This window comes from Mucilaginibacter sp. (genome assembly GCF_028288225.1).
GTDB lineage: Bacteria > Bacteroidota > Bacteroidia > Sphingobacteriales > Sphingobacteriaceae > Mucilaginibacter.
This window is the reverse complement of the sequence record NZ_JAQBOC010000096.1, coordinates 1-18,315: the sequence shown is the minus strand read 5'-3', so window position 1 is coordinate 18,315 and position 18,315 is coordinate 1. Positions and strand designations below refer to the sequence as shown.

At 41.2% G+C, this 18,315-nt stretch carries 17 protein-coding genes; 3 read left to right on the top strand and 14 right to left on the bottom strand.

Annotation, left to right across the window (positions count from 1 at the left end; genetic code table 11):
• Positions 1-29 precede the first annotated feature (29 nt).
• The 5 genes from JWQ54_RS28845 to JWQ54_RS28825 all read right to left on the bottom strand — a co-directional run bounded on the left by JWQ54_RS28845 (position 30) and on the right by JWQ54_RS28825 (position 3,828).
• Positions 30-857 carry a glucosaminidase domain-containing protein gene (locus JWQ54_RS28845; protein ID WP_299591552.1) on the bottom strand — a complete coding sequence of 276 codons (828 nt, stop codon included), beginning with the start codon at positions 855-857 and terminating at the stop codon, positions 30-32.
• A gap of 110 nt (positions 858-967) precedes the next feature.
• Positions 968-1,516, bottom strand: a complete 549-nt coding sequence (locus JWQ54_RS28840) for a glucosaminidase domain-containing protein (protein WP_299591550.1) — start codon at positions 1,514-1,516, stop codon at positions 968-970.
• A 3-nt stretch (positions 1,517-1,519) separates the two neighbouring features.
• A complete protein-coding gene (locus tag JWQ54_RS28835; protein ID WP_299591548.1) occupies positions 1,520-2,158 on the bottom strand; it encodes an O-methyltransferase in 639 nt (212 codons plus the stop codon).
• An 89-nt stretch (positions 2,159-2,247) separates the two neighbouring features.
• The gene (locus JWQ54_RS28830; protein ID WP_299591546.1) at positions 2,248-3,132 is read right to left on the bottom strand and encodes a cupin-like domain-containing protein; all 885 of its coding nucleotides are present in this window, start codon (positions 3,130-3,132) and stop codon (positions 2,248-2,250) included.
• Between the two features lie 171 nt (positions 3,133-3,303).
• Entirely contained in the window at positions 3,304-3,828 is a 525-nt protein-coding gene (locus tag JWQ54_RS28825) for a hypothetical protein (protein WP_299591544.1), read from the bottom strand.
• Positions 3,829-4,011: 183 nt separating this feature from the next.
• Here JWQ54_RS28825 and purD point away from each other — a divergent pair, with 183 nt between their 5' ends.
• Positions 4,012-5,286, top strand: coding sequence for a phosphoribosylamine--glycine ligase (purD, locus tag JWQ54_RS28820; RefSeq protein ID WP_299591542.1), 1,275 nt, complete (start codon positions 4,012-4,014; stop codon positions 5,284-5,286).
• 101 nt (positions 5,287-5,387) lie between these two features.
• Here the strand turns inward: purD and JWQ54_RS28815 are convergent, their stop codons facing one another.
• The 3 genes from JWQ54_RS28815 to JWQ54_RS28805 all read right to left on the bottom strand — a co-directional run bounded on the left by JWQ54_RS28815 (position 5,388) and on the right by JWQ54_RS28805 (position 9,126).
• Positions 5,388-6,515 (bottom strand): TlpA disulfide reductase family protein, encoded by a 1,128-nt coding sequence (locus JWQ54_RS28815; protein WP_299591540.1) that lies wholly within the window; start codon positions 6,513-6,515, stop codon positions 5,388-5,390.
• A gap of 230 nt (positions 6,516-6,745) precedes the next feature.
• Positions 6,746-7,882, bottom strand: a complete 1,137-nt coding sequence (locus JWQ54_RS28810) for a TlpA disulfide reductase family protein (protein ID WP_299591538.1) — start codon at positions 7,880-7,882, stop codon at positions 6,746-6,748.
• A 56-nt stretch (positions 7,883-7,938) separates the two neighbouring features.
• Entirely contained in the window at positions 7,939-9,126 is a 1,188-nt protein-coding gene (locus tag JWQ54_RS28805) for a formimidoylglutamase (protein ID WP_299591536.1), read from the bottom strand.
• A 278-nt stretch (positions 9,127-9,404) separates the two neighbouring features.
• Between JWQ54_RS28805 and JWQ54_RS28800 the strand changes: the two genes are divergently transcribed.
• A complete protein-coding gene (locus JWQ54_RS28800) occupies positions 9,405-10,436 on the top strand; it encodes an aldo/keto reductase (protein WP_299591534.1) in 1,032 nt (343 codons plus the stop codon).
• A 45-nt stretch (positions 10,437-10,481) separates the two neighbouring features.
• Here the strand turns inward: JWQ54_RS28800 and dinB are convergent, their stop codons facing one another.
• Positions 10,482-11,594, bottom strand: coding sequence for a DNA polymerase IV (gene dinB, locus JWQ54_RS28795; RefSeq protein WP_299591532.1), 1,113 nt, complete (start codon positions 11,592-11,594; stop codon positions 10,482-10,484).
• A gap of 827 nt (positions 11,595-12,421) precedes the next feature.
• Here dinB and JWQ54_RS28790 point away from each other — a divergent pair.
• Positions 12,422-13,429 carry a DUF3078 domain-containing protein gene (locus JWQ54_RS28790; RefSeq protein ID WP_299591529.1) on the top strand — a complete coding sequence of 336 codons (1,008 nt, stop codon included), beginning with the start codon at positions 12,422-12,424 and terminating at the stop codon, positions 13,427-13,429.
• A 213-nt stretch (positions 13,430-13,642) separates the two neighbouring features.
• Here the strand turns inward: JWQ54_RS28790 and JWQ54_RS29285 are convergent, their stop codons facing one another.
• The 5 genes from JWQ54_RS29285 to JWQ54_RS28770 are packed head-to-tail and all read right to left on the bottom strand — an operon-like array spanning position 13,643 to position 17,843.
• Positions 13,643-13,762, bottom strand: a complete 120-nt coding sequence (locus tag JWQ54_RS29285; protein WP_367187153.1) for a phage tail protein — start codon at positions 13,760-13,762, stop codon at positions 13,643-13,645.
• The gene (locus JWQ54_RS28785) at positions 13,763-13,915 is read right to left on the bottom strand and encodes a hypothetical protein (RefSeq protein WP_299591527.1); all 153 of its coding nucleotides are present in this window, start codon (positions 13,913-13,915) and stop codon (positions 13,763-13,765) included.
• A gap of 16 nt (positions 13,916-13,931) precedes the next feature.
• Positions 13,932-14,240, bottom strand: a complete 309-nt coding sequence (locus JWQ54_RS28780) for a hypothetical protein (RefSeq protein WP_299591525.1) — start codon at positions 14,238-14,240, stop codon at positions 13,932-13,934.
• A 56-nt stretch (positions 14,241-14,296) separates the two neighbouring features.
• The gene (locus JWQ54_RS28775; RefSeq protein WP_299591523.1) at positions 14,297-17,437 is read right to left on the bottom strand and encodes a DEAD/DEAH box helicase; all 3,141 of its coding nucleotides are present in this window, start codon (positions 17,435-17,437) and stop codon (positions 14,297-14,299) included.
• Positions 17,427-17,843 (bottom strand): (deoxy)nucleoside triphosphate pyrophosphohydrolase, encoded by a 417-nt coding sequence (locus tag JWQ54_RS28770; RefSeq protein ID WP_299591521.1) that lies wholly within the window; start codon positions 17,841-17,843, stop codon positions 17,427-17,429. The genes JWQ54_RS28775 and JWQ54_RS28770 overlap by 11 nt, the downstream gene beginning before the upstream one ends.
• Positions 17,844-18,315 lie beyond the last annotated feature (472 nt).

Below are 18,315 nucleotides of genomic sequence, written 5' to 3'. Positions count from 1 at the left end.
TAAGCATACTTTAACAAAAATTAACAACATTAATGGGTCACTACAATTTTTTGGCCAATTTTGACATTATTATCGCCAATCTTGTTTAGCGCCTTCAGGCTGTCAACAGTTATTCCAAAACGTTTGGATATATTATATAGTGTATCGCCGGGTTTTATGGTGTATGTTTTATCAATAGGCAGGCTTGGTATAGAGTCCTTTGCGGCCTTATCTTCTTTTTTGTCAATTTGCGTAAATACGCGGTCAACCCTTTTTATTTTAGCGACCTCAACTTCCGGGCTGTCATACTGGTTAAGATTGTATTTTTGAATGATGCCTATCAGCAGCTGCGGGTACTTTGGATTAGTAGCATATCCGGCCTTTTTTAGTCCGTAAGCCCAGCCCTGGTAATCGTTTTTGTCCAGCTCAAACAAATGGGTATAATTCTTCTTTTGCAAAAATACGGAGTGATCCCTGAATGAGTCTTCAGCCTTATCATATACCCTGAAGCTATCGTTTACGTTGTCATCATCCTTGTAATAAACCTTTCCCTGCCACGAAGGACTGGTTTTTATGCCAAAGTGATTATTGGCTACCCGGGCCAGCTCGCCATTGCCGCTGCCGGATTCAAAAAGGCCTTGTGCAAGGGTTATGCTTGCGGGGATGCCGTACAAATTCATTTCTTGTATGGCTATGGCCTTATACCGGTCAATATATTGTAAAGAAGTAATGGGTGTATAATCAGCGATGCCTGCACTATTGGATTTTTGAACGCTCTTGTTGTTTTTGTGCGCCAGCCTGTTTGAAACGGATCCTTTGCGGGCCGAGCATCCGGTAACAAAAATCATCCCCACAAATAAGTATACGAATTTCCTCATATCAATATAAATCAATATCCCCCGGTCAAAGAGCTCTTTGCCAGTATTATGACCTATAACGCAGGTTTCGCCCCGGAAGTTTCGTAATTGGGTGAGATTTAGCTACTTTTTTAATTATTTTGTGCTATTTGATCCTGATTAGCAGTGCTTTGCTGCTCTGCCGGGTTCTCATCAAAGTTGTAAAGCTGGTACTTTTTAATTAAGCCCAATACCTGTGCCGACCATTTATGACTGCTGGCATAGCCATGTTTTTGGATGCCATGTGCCCATCCGGTATAATCAAAATGGGTAAACTTATCGGCAAGGCCGCTAAATTCGCTACGCTCGGTCATAATGCGGGCAAAATCCTGGAAAGAATCATATACCGACTGATAGCGTTTATATTTTGATCTTACCTTTTTATTATGCTTGTAAAAAACTGCGCCGCCGCCACCCTTTACACCAAATTGGTTATTTAGGTTCTGCGCCAGCGTGCTGTTTCCACAACCTGACTCGTGCATAGCAACACCTAATACTATACTTGCCGGCACACCTGTTTGATGCATTATTTTTATTGCATCGTCCTTAAATTGTTCAATATATGATCTTGCGGTGTTTTTTTGTGCTGAAGCCAAAAGGGTTGAGGCCAGCAAAATTGTAACCAGTACGAGTTTCTTCATAATTTACTTTTTTCTGATGATCAGTAATCCATCACGCACGGGCAGAATCATTTTCTCTACACGGCTGTCTATGGAAACCAGGTCATTTAGTTTGCGGATCATCTCTGTGTCGGCGTCATTTTCTTCGCCATACACCTTTCCTTTCCACAAAACATTATCAATTATTATTAATCCTCCTGCTCTTACCTTGTCAAATACAAGTTGAAAATATGTATAATTATTCTTTTTATCAGCGTCAATAAACACCAAATCCCAATTATTAACGTCCAAATCAGGAATTATTGCCGTAGCGTCGCCAAAATGCAGTTTTATTTTTTTGCCAACATTTGTTGAATTAAAGTGTGAGTTCAGCATTGGCTCCAGCTCGCGGTTCACTTCAATGGTGTGGATAATGCCATCTTCCGTTAATCCCTCGGCAAGGCAAATAGTTGCATAACCGGTGAAAGTGCCCACCTCCAGGATGCGTTTTGGCTGAATCATTTTGCTCAGAAAACTAAGCACCCGCCCCTGGTAATGGCCCGATAACATATGCGGCCGCAGTACCTTCAGGTAAGTTTCCCTGTTGATGTTCTGCAATGCTTCCGGCTCCGGTTCGCAATGCTCATCAAGGTATGTTTGGAGATCATGGGGTAGAATTTCCATGGCGCAAAAGTAAGAAATTTTATTTTAATGGAGATTTTGACCCATGATTACCCGCTTGATTAAAGGATTCCCTATATTTTATGACGTGATCAGCGGTCTTGCGCGTTCATAATACTGCCAACTATTTTACCGTAAGCTAAAACAGGCGCAGCAGCGTATGAGATCTTTTTCTTCCAGTTAATATAGCGGTCGTTTATAAAATTATCCCAGTTGTGGGAGTTTAGCTGTGCCCGGCCCAATGAAATACAGGGCTCAGTGATGCGGGTAGTATGCCACCAACCTGACGGGAACAAAATGGTTTCACCTTCTTCTATTGTGATCTCTATTGATTGTGCTTCTTTATAAAGCGGGAACTTTTCATAATCAGGATCATGAAAATTCACCTGCGAAAATTTAGGGTTGTCTTCAAAAGGGTACATGTTCGGCGTTTGATCAGGCGGGTACATGATAAATGTTTTTGAGCCGTAAACCTGGGTTATCTGCGTATGCATAAATAATGCATCATAATGCAGAAAAGGAAAGCTACAGCCGTTACCCCCTAAAAATATTTCGTAAACAGTAGTGCCCTTCAGCAATTTACGCGGCATTAAGGGATGATTTATCCTGTCAAGGGTGCCATAAATTATTTCGGGTAAAAAATCAGCCATCAATTCAGGAAAAACTTTTTCAACATCAAAATTATATGGATATGGCGCCTTGTTTTCGGCTGTTGAAACTAACATATGGTCTATAAAATCGTCCATTTTATAGGTAATTCCATTAATGGTTTTTGTAATATGCGGATAGTTTTTCTTAAAAAATTTAGGGGTTAACTTTCCCATTGCCTTCCAATTCTTTGCAGCATCGGTAAGCACTACAGGGAGCGATTTACTAACATATTCGTTTATAAATTCCTCATGCGACAGGTTCGTCCGCTTGTCGATTGATTTGATACCCTTGTAATTTGGTTTAGTTTGTACTGGCTCAGCAACCATAATCTTTTAATTTTATTTAAATACCACGCCTTATAATGAAGCTACTTTCTTTATACGGAGATGATGGCGGGAGTGTTGTTGTGTTTTAGTTCATGGTTCATCGTTCATGGTTAGGAAATGCAAACCTCCCTTAAATTATAGGAAAACTACCTGCTGCCAACTTACAACTGCCTACTCCTTCTCCTCCGGTCCCTCATCGTCTTCATCAATCCCGTCATCATCAAAGTCATCAAAAAAGCGGTCTTCATCAAACATCAGCTCTTCCAGCTTTTCCTGTTCGGGTGTGCTGGTATCAAAGCGGATGGCCCAGTTATCGGGAATGTCATAAGTTTTATCAAAGCCCCTTACCCATTCATTAAAAATAAGCCTGAACTCCTCAATTTTGTCGCGCATCAGGTCTACATAATCCTCTTCATTAATTTCAACCATTGATGCAAATGATATGGCATTAAACATATCCTGTGTAGCCAGCTTTATTAAAACAGCATTTTGCATTCGTAAAGTGTATAAGCCGCCACCTTCAGCACCTGCTATTTTGGCCTGTATCAGCGCAGCATTGCTAAACATCTGGGCTGCCAGGTGTTCTTTCATATCGTCCTCTTTCAGCGCATCGGCAATTACCCCTGCAAGATCATATAATTCCTGTGCCTTCTGATATACCGGCAGTTTTTCGTATTTATCTAATCGGCGTGACATGGGAGATAGAGATTAGAGGCCAGAGATCAGAGATTGGTTAATAATCCTTTGATAAACTTTTCAGTGATCGCTAAACTTCGAAACACGAATATAGCTATTGGAAATTATAAAGAACAATTGATAGAAAAATAACTAACCTCCGATCTCTGGCCTCTAATCTCTAAAAAGATTATCTTTGCCCTCATGAATATCCTGATCCTCGGTTCGGGCGGAAGGGAAAGCGCCTTCGCCTGGAAATTATCTCAAAGCCCAAAATGCGGACAGCTTTTCATAGCACCCGGCAATGCCGGTACTGGTCAGTATGGCACCAACCTGAATGTTAAAGTAAACGACTTTGAAGGGATTAAACAGGCTGTTTTAATTAACAAGGTCGACCTGGTTTTGGTTGGTCCCGAAGAGCCGCTTGTTAAAGGGATCCACGATTTTTTCCTGGCGGATGAACAGCTGAAGGATGTCCCGGTAATTGGTCCGCAACGCGAAGGTGCGCAACTTGAGGGAAGCAAGGATTTTTCAAAACAGTTTATGGTGCGTAATAATATCCCCGCAGCGGCATCCAAAACCTTTACCCGTGATACCATGCAGGAAGGTTTTGAATACCTGGCAACCATAGGCTTACCTATAGTATTAAAGGCCGACGGCCTTGCCGCCGGAAAAGGCGTATTGATATGCCTTACAGTTGTTGAGGCGCAGCAGGAATTAATAGAGATGCTAACCGATGCTAAATTTGGCGAAGCCAGCTCGAAAGTAGTAGTCGAACAATTTTTGCAGGGCATTGAGCTGTCAGTTTTTGTGCTTAGCGATGGCAATAACTACAAAATTTTACCATCGGCAAAAGATTATAAGCGCATTGGCGAGGGCGATACCGGTTTAAATACAGGCGGCATGGGTTCTGTTTCGCCGGTTCCATTTGCAAGTGAGGAATTTTTGCAGAAGGTGGAACAGCGTATTATTATACCAACTATTAATGGCTTAAAGCAAGAGGGCATTCCTTATAAAGGCTTTATTTTTATTGGGCTGATGAATTGCGGCGGCGATCCGTATATGATAGAATACAATTGCCGTATGGGCGACCCGGAAACCGAGAGTGTGATAATGCGCATAGAATCAGACCTGGTTGATCTGCTGCAGGGTGTTGCCGAAGGAAACCTGGATGAAAAAGAACTAATTATATCCGGCAAAGTTGCCGCTACAGTTGTTATGGTTGCCGGCGGTTATCCCGGCGAATATTTAAAGGATAAAACCATAACCGGCATTGAAAATGTGCGCGATTCGCAGGTATTTCATGCAGGTACCTATCTTGATGGCGAGAACATTAAAACATCAGGCGGCAGGGTTTTGGCCATAACATCATTACAGGATAATTTATTTGATGCCCTGCAACAAGCCACTGCCGATGCAAGCCGCATTTATTATGATGGCATGTATTTTAGGAAAGATATTGGATTTGATTTGTTGTAAAAGTTAGTTGATTAAGTTGATTGAGAGAGTGGTTGATTAAGTTATAACCGGATCAAAAACCACTTAACTTAATCACCCTAATCTAACTCAATCAACTAACATTATATCTTCCCGAAAATTTCTTCTAATTTATTTTCAAGATCTTCGCCTCTCAGGTTTTTGCCGATGATCTTTCCATCAGGATCAAGTAAAAAGTTTTGAGGAATGCCTCGCACAGCGTATAAACCGGCTGCTTTGCTGTCCCAGAATTTCAGGTCTGATAGCTGAGTCCAGGCTAAGCCGTCATTATGGATCGCTTTTAACCATTTATCTTTTGCCCCGGGCCTGTCTAACGATACCCCTACGATGGTGAATTTTTGACCCTTATAGTGATTGAACGCTCTTACCACATTTGGGTTCTCCTGGCGGCAGGGGCCGCACCATGATGCCCAAAAATCAATTAAAACATATTTGCCTCTAAACGATGAAAGGCTAACCATTTTGCCTGCCGTATCTACCTCGGCAAACTCCGGTGCAGTTGCCCCAAGGGCAACTGCTTTTAATTTAGGGAGCCGTTCAGCAAATTGCTTTCCAGATTCTGATGCTTTTATAGCTGGTGATAAGCCATTAAATAAAGGGGCGATATCAACATAGTCAGCACCGTAAGCAAAACTTTCCAATGCATTAAGGCTGATAAAAGAGTCCGGATTGTCTTGTATAAATTTTTTATTTATTTGGACATCCTGAGCATCAATTGCTTTTTCGGCATTGGAGTTTTCTTTAATAAACGCATCTGATTTTTTTACATCATCAGAAGCAGCTTTCCGCTTTGCCTCCAGCGCGGCATACGCATCATCAACCGGTTTATGAGCAAGGGCGTAGCTGGCATCTTCCCGGTTTGTTTTGGTACCATCAACCGTTGCACTTGCCAGGGTATCTTTACTGTTCACATTAATGGTTCCCTTTTCAAGGTATATTCCTTTATAATCCTTATAACCGGGGCCTGTTCCTTTTTTGTTAAGTTCCAGGTATGCCATTATAGGCGTAGTGCCTACATTACCGGTAAATTGAAACTTGCCTTCCTTTAGGGTAACTGAATCCGTAAGTGTTTTGCCGGCCTGGCGAAATTGCAGGTATATTTTGGCAGGAGCATTTAAAGCACTTATAGTGCCCTGCACCGTATATTTCCCTGTTTGGGCAAAAGCAAGTGCCGGTAAACTTGCCAGCGCTATTAAAACAATCTTTTTCATCAGTTACTTTTTAATTTGAACAGTAAACTTAAAAAATATTATTTGTGATTGATATAGGATAGGCATCAAAAAAATCAGAATTTGATGGGGTGGCAAATTATTATATCGCAGGGCGTTTCCCTGCGCTGTCATATTAGACGCTTTCAGGGTCAGGAAAAATGGAAAATCCAAAGGAAGGGGCGACACCCATCAGTGCAGGGTATTGCCCTGCGACGTGTAGAATTGATATATTATTTCCCTAACACCTCTTTTAGTTTATTTTCTAAATCGTCGCCACGCAGGTTTTTTGCGATTATTTTTCCGTTGGGGTCAATCAGGAAGTTTGCGGGAATTGATGATACATAATACAAAGCGGCAGCCTGGTTGCTCCAGAATTTAAGGTCAGACACCTGAGTCCAGTTCAAGCCATCATTTTTTATGGCGGCAAGCCAATCGGCCCGGCCACTTTGTTTGTCAAGCGATACGCCAATGATGGTGAAGTTTTTTTCCTTATACTTATTATAAACCTTCACTACATTTGGGTTTTCCTCACGGCATGGGCCGCACCATGATGCCCAAAAATCAATTAAAACATATTTACCCCTGAAAGAAGAGAGCTTAACCGGCACACCATTCACATCATTTTGTGTGAAATCAGGCGCCATTGTGCCCAGAGCAGTATGCTTTAAGGTTTCAAGCGAGTTCTTAAAAATTTTGGCCGTTTCGGTGTTTTTTAAACCTGGCGATAGTGAATTAAAAAGCGTATCAAGCTCAAACGGATCCGGCGACGGGCCATCAACTGAATAAAGGGCCATCAGGCTCAGATAACTATCCGGGTTTCCTAATATAAATTTTTTGATAATGGTTTTTTGTTCAGCCTGCAAAGCTTTATACTTTTCCTGCATGGCGCTTCTAAATTCAGGTGTGTTTTGAGCACCTGTAGCTGCGTTTCTTTGTGCAGCCAGTTTTTGGGCCTTGTCTTTTACCGGGTTTAATAGTGTTTTGAAGTTTTTGTCGTCGTCATTTATTTTCGACCCGGTTATCTTCGCTTTTGAGGCCGAATCAGGGCTGCTCAATGCAAACTCGCCTTTATCGATATAAAAGTTCAAAACATCAGCGGTACTATCCAGCTTTTCAAAGCCTACACCTTTATGGTCAATAACCAAAACAGCATTGCTGGGGTTCAGGATCTGCCCGCTAAAATCGAAGTTTCCCGCAGTTATAATTGCAGAATCTATCACCTGGTTAGCACCAGCCTTGTATATAAGGTAAGCCCTTGCCGGTGCCCCCAAATTACCAATCTTGCTTCTTATTAAAAAGGTTTCCGGTGTTTGCGCCATTGCCATATAAGGCAAAAGTGTTATCATAAAAAGAAATATTTTCTTCATCTGTTTGTCAGCGTGTAAGCTGTGTTAACGTTAAAATACGGTTTGAATTATGCTGCTTAGTTTAATTTTTGATAAGTGCGCCACCAAAGATCGGGCATTTCGCCGGATACTGCGGTCTTATAGTCGTCATATTGGCAGGGCACCAGGTGAAAGCGCTCGTTCTTTGATCCGCCTGCAGGATAGGGCACCTGCATCCACCAGCGATCGGATTTTTTACTTTTCACAAACACCACTTCATGCTCATCATGCTTTAAACTGGTTTTATAAATAAGATATTGTGATTTCGGGTTAAGCGGGAAATCACGTTTCCGGTTATAAAACCCATCCATAAAATACCAGATCATTTGGGCAAGCAGGGTTGCGGTTTGCCCGTTATTGTCATACGCAGGGTTGAACTCGTAAAAGCCGATAGAGCTCAGCTTGTCATTAAAACCGGCATAACGCGCTATCTGGCAGGCCTCTTCGCCGTAAAACCCATTAGGTGTTGCATTGGCATTTCCTGCGGCGTCTGATGACCGGATGGCACTCATGTCAAAGCTGATCATGCTGGCATTGCGGATAATGGGCTCGGCGACGGCCACATTGCCGCTTAGTTCGCCAAGCCTGTGCACATCAAAATAAAGCTTTTCCATCACCCTCAAACTATCCTGACTTGCAAAATAGGTTTGATAGCCCAGGTTACTGTAATTAAACAGGTAATTGGGCTCGTGTAAAAATATTTTATTGAGATAGGATTCTGATGTGGTTTCAATACTTTCGGATGTGGTAATGTTATCGTCATCCAAATCAAAATGCGAATCTACAATCACCAGGTCAACCTTTTGCTCCAGGTCCTCGTAAGCCAGGTATTGGGCATAGGTAAGGTCCTGGCCGCCGCCTATTATAACGGGGATGATGTCCTTTTTAACCAGTTCGCTCACTACTGTTTTTAGGGCGATATAAGTATCGGTAATGGTAGCACCCTGGCGGATATTTCCTAAGTCGACGATCTTTGTGTTATAATTGCCTTCATTAAGGCGATATAGCTTCTCACGCACATAATCAGGGCCCAATGAACAGCCGGAATTGTTGACGGCATTGCGGTCTTCCTGTACGCCGATGATGGCTATGTCTGTTTTATCTCCAAATGACGGAAAATCAACGCCAAAATATTCGATCTTGCTGCCTAACTGACTGGTATAATACCCTTTTGCAGGGACAACTTTTTTTTGATCGATAGGTGTGAAAAAATCGGATAATGACATTTTTGTTGATGTGCAAATTGCTGATATGCAAATGTGCAGATTTTTTGGATGATGAGTTGATGATTTTTTTTGAATTTAGAGGCTGGGCATGGATAATAATTTATCGGTAATAAGTCTTAATTTTTGAAATGCAGCTACTTCCGGACTTTACCGTCTTTCCCAACCTGCGGACTTCACCGTCTTTCCCGGCTTCCGGACTTTTCTTGAAACTTCCCTGACATACTTTTCAATTCCTTGCCTTTACCTTTGATTTTTTACAGCAAATAACACATCGTACTATGGAATACAGACAATTGGGAGCATCGGGATTGCAGGTGCCCGTATTGAGTTTCGGGACGGCTACCTTTGGCGGCGGAAATGAATTTTTTAAAGCATGGGGCGAAACCCAGCTTGACGAAGCAAAACGTATGGTTAACTTGTGCCTTGATGCCGGGGTTAACTTTTTTGATACAGCAAATGTATACTCGCGCGGTTTGTCTGAAGAAATATTAGGCAAGGCACTGGAAGGTTTGCGCAACCAGGTGCTTATCTCAACCAAAGCAACCTTCACTATGGGCGACGGGCCAAATGATTTTGGGTCATCACGCATCCATTTAATTAATTCATTAGAAGACAGTCTTCGTCGCTTAAATACCGACCATGTTGATATTTACCACATGCATGGCTTTGACGGCAATACGCCGGTTGAAGAAACCCTGCGGGCATTGGACGACATGATCAGCAGCGGAAAGGTGCGTTACATTGCCTGCTCAAACTTTTCGGGCTGGGCATTAATGAAATCGCTTTCGGCATCTGAGCGTTATGGCTGGGCAAAATATATAGCACACCAGGCTTATTACTCGTTACTTAACCGCGAGTTTGAATGGGAACTGATGCCTGCGGGGATCGATCAGAACGTTAGTACTATTGTTTGGAGCCCGCTGGCCTCAGGGCAATTAGGCGGCAGGTTCCGCAGAGGGGAGCCTATTCCGAAGGATAACCGCACGCAACAAGGCGGCAGTCATGGCCCGGCAACTGATTATGAGCGTTTGTTTACCATTGTGGATGCGCTGGATGAGGTGGCCGGAGAAACCAATAAATCAGTTGCACAGGTAGCACTTAACTGGGTGCTGCAAAGGCCAACCGTAGCTAACGTTATTATTGGCGCCCGCAACGAAGAGCAGCTAAAACAAAACCTTGATGCCATAGGCTGGAACCTTACCACCGACCAGGTGAAAAAACTGGATGCCGCAAGTGAGGTAGATCCTATTTATCCATACTGGCACCAAAGGCAAAATGTAAAGCTGAATCCGCTGCCGAAGTTTTATTGAGGATTATAGCTTTATAAGAACGCAGACCAGCGAAACCGGCTTTACCTAAAAAGGGAACAGCCTGAGCTGGTCTGTTGATTTTTCTTCTTTTTGTTTTATAGTTATTTCTGCAAAATTTGAGAGGGAAATGCCCAGCAGCCTGACCCGCTTATCTTCCGGTTCTGTTGCGGCAAGCAGCTTTTTTGCTGTAATGCTGATGGTTTCAAGATCATTTAAGCCAGCGGGGAATGACTGATTGCGGGTGATCTGTTTAAAATCGCTGTATTTTATTTTCAGGGTGATGGTGCGGCCCTTTAGCTGATAGTTTTGCAGGCGATTGCAAACGGTGATAGCGATCTTATCAAGCTCGGCCTCCATTTCTTCGATGGTGGTAAGATCATAGGCAAAGGTGTCTTCGGCGGCTAATGATTTTGTTTCACGATGGGGCTGCACCTCGCGGTTGTCAATTCCACGCACTATGTTAAAATAAAACCTGCCGACCTTGCCAAAATGTTTGGTAAGCTCGGCCTCGGTGAGCTTTTTAAGATCATCGCCGGTGTGCAGGCCCATGTTCTTCATTTTTTGTGCGGTTACCTTGCCCACGCCAAAAAACTTCTCGACAGGCAGCTTTTCCATAAAGCTTTCGATAGCCGACGGTCCGATAAATTTCAAACCATCGGGCTTATTGATATCGGATGCTATTTTGGCTACAAATTTATTAATGGATACCCCGGCAGATGCGGTTAGCTGCAGCTCATTTTTTATAGCCTGTTTTATTTGCTGCGCTATCTCAATGGCCGAGCCGATGTTGAGCTTATCGCTGGTTACATCCAGGTAAGCTTCATCCAGCGAAAGCGGTTCGATCAAATCGGTGTAGCGACCGAAGATCTCGCGGATCTTTTGCGAGACTTCTTTATAGGCGGCAAACCTGGGGCGAACAAACAACGCATGCGGACAAAGCTGCAATGCCTGCTTTGATGACATGGCCGAGCGGATGCCAAACTTGCGGGCCTCATAGCTGGCTGTAGCTACCACACCACCCCTGCCTTCGGGCGGGCCGCCTACAACTAATGGCTTACCACGATATTCGGGGTTGTCGCGCTGCTCAACAGATGCGTAAAATGCGTCCATATCAATATGGATGATCTTACGGTGAGTTTGAGCGGGGGTGTTTTCCATGTGTATTACAAGCTTTACAAATATAATGGCAACCAGGGGATAATTTGCAAGGAATGGTGGTGGGTTTACTTACCCGACCAGCGCTGGTCGGCTTCCCCGGCCCTCCTTCCGCGCAGCGAAGGGAGGGCGGTCCAGCGCAGCGTCGACCGGGTGGGTAAATTTGCGCGCGATATTAACGCAAATGCGCGGCGGTGTTTACTCACAAGGAAATCGCTTTTAGAATTTCTACCGCCATTTATTACGCAGGCCTTCGACCTGCGCTAATGTATTACGACCTTTCAGGCCTTTAGCGTTGTAGTAGAACCAAAACATTAAGGAAAGGGCGACATATAATAGCGCAGGTCGAAGGCCAGCGGGAGAGGATATGAAACATGCTAATAAAATCAGACGTTTAGTTATCGTCGTTTTCTACCAATTATTGGTACTGCTATTTTTTAAAAGCGATTTCCCAGTATTTACTTACCCCGACATCACTTCCTTATCCTCCATTTTGCGTTAGGGATTGCAACGGATACCGGCCCTTTTTAGTTTGCAGTTAATAGTTTGCAGTGGGCAGTGATTTTGCAGCGGGTTACTGGTTTGCAAAATTGCGCCTAAGGCCTGCAGGAGTATGAGTGTAAAGCCCGCCCGCTTCTATCAGCGGGAACGCCCTTGTTCAGTTGGCAGTTTTGAGTTGGCAGTTAGATGGTGAACTCCTAAACTTTTTATCACCTGTCATTATAACATTATTGCTATATTATAATAAATTTGCGACTTAACTGTTAAAGCCTGTAAACGAAAGCGCATTATGCCTTTTACTTTACGCTTTACCGCTAAAATGCGCTACTATGTTTAAAACCGGTACCACACTGTTTTTCTTGTTTTTATTTGGTATTGCCATTTCGGCCAAAGCACAACAAACCGATTCGTTAAAAGTTGACACCAACCAGCTTAATAAATACCGCATTGAGCCGGGCAAAAACCCGCTGCCATTCCGTTTTAGAGAGCTGCAGATCCACCAGGAACAAATTCCGGTTACCATGCTTGATTATAAGGTGAGCTACTGGCATAAGGCTGTATTGTTCGGACTTAATTTTAACCAGTCGGCATTTAGCAGTAACTACAGTGCGGGGGGGATCAGCGCCATTGCCCTGGGAAGCAACTTTGATTATAAGGTTGAATATAATAAATCGCCGTTTGATTTTACCTCCGAGCTGAGCCTGCTTTACGGCATCTCGAAAAATAAAGGCCAGGGATCGCGCAAGACTAACGACCGTATCTTTTTTGATAACAAAATAGCCTCGCAAATTTCAAAGCACTGGTCGTTTTTCGGGTCGTTAACGTTCGAGTCGCAGTTTGACAAGGGGTATAATTATACTACAGATTCTGTAGGCAATGATGTTTCCCAGCTGATCTCGAACCTGATGTCGCCGGGATATTTAACCGAGTCGGTGGGTTTTGAGTACAAGCCCACCAAGTATTTCGACCTGAGGCTGGGTACCGGTACCGCCCGCCAGACCTTTGTTTTAGATACCACCATTTACCACAACCAGCCCACCAACTACGGCGTGCCCATTGGTAAAACCATACTTAATGAGCTGGCTTTCCAGGCAGTAGCAACGCTTGATAAGGACCTTTCAAAAAGTACGCACGTGAATGTACGCTATGCCCTGTTTATACCCTACCAGCAGGCCCTGGCCTACACCAGCCACCGTATTGATGCCGTGCTGAGCACAAAAGTGAACCGCCTTATTGCCTTTACCATTAACGGCACTTTCCTTTACGACAAAAATACCTCCTCGCGGGTGCAGGGGACGGAAGGACTGGCTTTAGGGATATTGTATAAGTTTCCGTAGGGACAGCTCTCCCTTCAAAATGACCTAATGACCAATGACCATCCAAAAAAGCGTTCCACTTTTACATGCGATGTGTCGTACTGATTAGGGTTGACACAAGGGAGATTTCACTCGTAAAAATAGAAACGGTAAAACAGCAGTTAATATTAGAATACTTGTCGACAGACATAAGTCTTCGTAAATTGGCATACAAATATGGATATGACCATAATGTTAAGGGCCAGGAAGCAACGGGGTCATAAAATTTGCATCGCTGCCCCCGTAATTATATCCAATTAGCGCGAACAATACGGGATAGTCTACCACCCGGAGTGTACGGCCATCGCACACCATTCAGCCATGCGCGTCTAAGGCCATTGTCATATTGGCTCCGCCGGCATAAAGCATAGCAGACCCTACAGGCGGCTTACTGTTTATGCGGAATGGACTAATTGATTCTTGGTTTTCAGGATGGGTGGCGGATGTGTTGGAAGTGTTTTCGCTCATGGTGATAAGGGTTAAATTAAAAGGGGAATTTAAGAATTATTTGGTATTTATTAATCGTAATGGATTGATTTGCTATTTCATTTGTATGTTCTATATGCTCAAACTCATGCCAAGTAGGATCAACCCTATAATCAAATGTGTCCAAAAATAATTCTGGTAATCCCCATTCTTCTGCATAAAACCATTCACCCCAAATTAACTTAGACCGAATGAGTGCTTCTATTTCAGACAACTCGATATTATCGGGATTGGAAAATATTACGGAACCATACTTTTTATAGTTGGCGCTATCGCGATAGAGGTAGTTGAATTTGATGTTTGGCATATAGCCAGGGTAGAAACATCAAAATAATTTGTCAATCGGATATAAGTGAACTTATATTAACCAATTGCAAGCTTCCCACTTTCTTTCCAAATGTATGCAGGCATTGGTTCATTTAATTTCCATTCAACGTTCATCGGTTTTGCCCCATTTGAATTAATGAAGTTTGCTTCGCCTAAAAACACATACGACATTGTGAATCCAAATTCATCGTCATTCTGCTCTCTTACAAATAACAATATCCGTTTATTTAAATCCGCATGATTTATATACGATAATCCTTTTTGAGATTCTGGAGAAGTTGCATTCTGTGATTGCCAATGAAATAAGTATTCATTAATAGCATAGTCATCATACAGTGTTGTTGGAGAATATTCTTTTTCTGATTTCTTAAGCGTTACAAATAGTGCTTCTGTATTTAAATATTTATTTAAAGCAACACCTTCACGATTTGATGATGATTTTTCAAACTCGTGAAGGCGCAATGCCACTAAGATCTGATCTCGATTATAACGACTATGCACTTTTAAAGGAAATGGATAATCTAATTGAATGTCCTTTTCAACAAAATCAATCTTGTCGATCAAATATGTTATTACCTCATCAAGCTCATCAATCATTGTCGGATTTTTGGCAAGTTGCAACATGCTTTCTTTAATAGACTTAAAACCAGCTTTCAATCCGTCCTTTTGCCAAATATCATAATGAAACATCAAAAGCATAAGCCTTTCTTTTTCCATTTGAACATTAACGTTCAATTTATTTTTGATTAGATATTTTATAAATTTCAAATAACTTAGTGAAGTACATTGAAGTAATCGTTTAATGCCTTTCGTTATTTCATCCGCATTGGGTTCGAAAAAATCCTTAATTATTCCAGCCTCAACACAAAGTCTTTTCCAACTATCCTTTTTGTAAATCAATTGTAATTCGATGTGCTGAAATTCGATGAAGTTTTTTAGCGTAAGCGAGGCCGTTGATTGGTGTTTAAAATTTTGAATTTTTATGATCAGTTGCCTTCTATTGAAACCTATTGCAGCAGCAATATTTTTCAGAATGATTTCTTTCGCTTTCTTTTCTAATATGATGGAGCATCCTAAAGGTAAATGAGGAAACTCATCTTCAATTTCTTTTATGATAGACGTATGAGTCTTTCCTACCAACGCTCTAAACTTATGCTCAAAATCATATTCAGGTCGGGCATTCCCCACAAAATCCAAAACAGTTAAACAATCCTTATTTGGTGCAAGTCGTAAACCCCTTCCAAGCTGCTGAAGGAATATTGTTAAACTTTCCGTGGGTCTAAGGAAAAGAACGGTATCAATTTCGGGAATGTCCACTCCTTCATTAAAAATATCCCTCACAAATAAATAATTGATTTCCTTGTTCTGCAGTTTTTCCCTTAGCTGCGTTCTATCGCCAGTATTATTACTAGTTAAATAATCAGCTTTTAATCCGACAATAGTAAACTTCTCGGCCATATAGCGAGCATGTTCCTGACTAACACAAAAGCAAAGAGCAGTAACATCATTTACATCAGTTAGATACTTTTCACAGTTATTTAAAATGTCACCTACACGACGATCATCTTCCGTATAAAGTTTTGTTAGTTCATTAATTTCATATTTTCCGTTTTTCCATGATAATTTAGATAAATCAACATTATCCGATATGGCAAAATATTGAAATGGGGAAAGTAATTTTCGATTTAATGCTTCAGGTAATCTAATTTCAGCAGCAATTACTCCACAAAAATCTTTTAAAATATCCTCCCCATCACCTCGCTCGGGGGTTGCTGTTAATCCTAGTAATATTTTTGGTTTGAATTTTTCAAGAATAGGCCTGTAGCTTGACGCCGCAATATGATGGACTTCGTCAATAATTATAAAATCAAAAAAATCCTCAGAAAGAGTTAATTGACTTATTCGATTAATAAGAGTTTGAACTGAAGCAAACACATATTCATAATTATCGGGTTCTTCTCCATCCACCCAAAGCTCACCAAAATTTGCGTTCCTTAAAACATGTTTGAATGTGGTTTGGGCTTGTTCTAATATTTCTTTGCGGTGAGCTACAAATAATAATCTTGCTCTCGGTTGTTTATCTTTAAAGTACTTATAGTCAAAAGAAGATATTACTGTTTTTCCTGTTCCTGTAGCCGCAACAATTAAATTTTTATACCTATTATGTATTAATCTTTCCGATTTTAGTTTCTCTAATATCTCTTCTTGATAAGGAAAAGGCTTTAAATCGAAGAAAGTAGTAATCCCCTCTTTATAACTTGAGTGTTGCTTTAAAGCCTGGTTTAACTTTTGTTTATCTGAACCTTGCACATAAACTTCAAAATCTTTATCTACCCAATAAGTATCAAAGGTTTTCTTGAATTTATCTATTATATGGCTAATCTCCTTTGATGTAACTTTTAAATTCCATTCTAACCCATTTGTTAACGCTGATCTCGAAATATTAGAAGAACCGATATATCCTGTGTTGAATCCTGTTTTTCTTAAAAATAAATACGCCTTTGCATGTAGTCTTTCATGCTCAGAATTATAGGAAACTTTTATTTCTGTGTTTTTTAAGCTAGACAGGAATTCGACAGCTTTAACATCTGTTGCTCCCATATAAGTAGTTGTTATAATCTTTAACTTTCTTCCGCTGTTTGTAAACTCTTCTAACTCTTCTTTAAATATCCTGATGCCAGAAAACTTTATGAAAGAAACAAGCCAACAAATTTCATCTGATGAAAGAATCTCTTTTTTGATTTCGCTTTCTAAAGTAATGCCCGAATTACTACCAGTAAAAAGCTCACTCTGACTTAAGCGGGTGTACGGCGTTATTTGTTTAAGTCTTTCACTAAAATCGGCATAAGGAGAGTCAAGTCTTGAAAAAACAGCCTCTAATATTTTCCCCTCATTATCTATTAAATTATTTGAGAGGCCTAATTTGGGTAGTTCATCAATTAAAACTTGAATGAGTTTATTAGAAAGTTCAACTTGATGATGAGTTTTATCTTCATCTTTAATCTCATTTAAAGCAAATTTAATTGTCTCAGCTAAGTATAAACTTAGATATCTTGAAGCTTCTTCTTTATCAAGTATAGTGCTTTTAATAAAAAAGTTATCTCCATTTAATAAACTTAACCGGTTGGCAATTAGCTTTGTTATCAGTTGCTCGTAAATTCCTAGTTCAAATTGCATTTAGGTAGTTTAGGTAATTATTAAGGATAGGTATATCCGCATCGGCCCAATCCAAATCTAATAATTCATTTGTATTTAGCCACTTAAAATCGGCATGTTCTTTTAACTCGATTTCTCCATTGACACATTTACAAATGAAAGGAATAAGCTTAATAGTTATAAAATGGTAATTATGAATATTGGGAGTAAGACTCTTAATTATTTCGATCTCAATATTGAGTTCTTCTTTAATCTCTCGAATTAAACATTGTTCAGGTGTTTCGTCGGACTCAATTTTGCCGCCGGGCAGTTCCCATTTTAATGGCAAACTCATTATGGCACTTCTTTGAGTGGCTAACAACTGGCGTTTATTATCAACAATTAAGGCACAAGTAACATCAATAATTTTACGTTCCCCCTCTTTCATGCTTATTTTTCTACCTCACAAAATACATGTTTGCATTCATTATTTGGGCACTCCTCAATATTCATTTGAAGCAGGGTATGGTAGACTATAATCCATCCACATAGTTTACAATATCCCCCATTCAAAATAAATTATCCTGTTCCAAAGTGTAAACACCAGGCCGGGTTAATTATTAAAACTCAACCTTTTTTAGTTCCAAATGGCTTGTTCCACCTGTTCCACTTGTTCCACGCGTCCACAAGCCGGCGCGGAGGAGGGGTATTTCAGGCCCTTTTACCTATAAAAATCAATTTTTGGTTAAAAACGGCTTGTTCCACTTGTTCCGCGCGTTTCCTGCGTGCACATCGTGTCTCGTCCTGATTAGGGTTGACAGAAAGGAATGTCAGATGAACTACGAAGAAATCAGGAAACAGGTAATTGAAGAATACTTTGCAGGTGGAGTAAGCTTGCGTACCTTAGCCAAACAGTATAA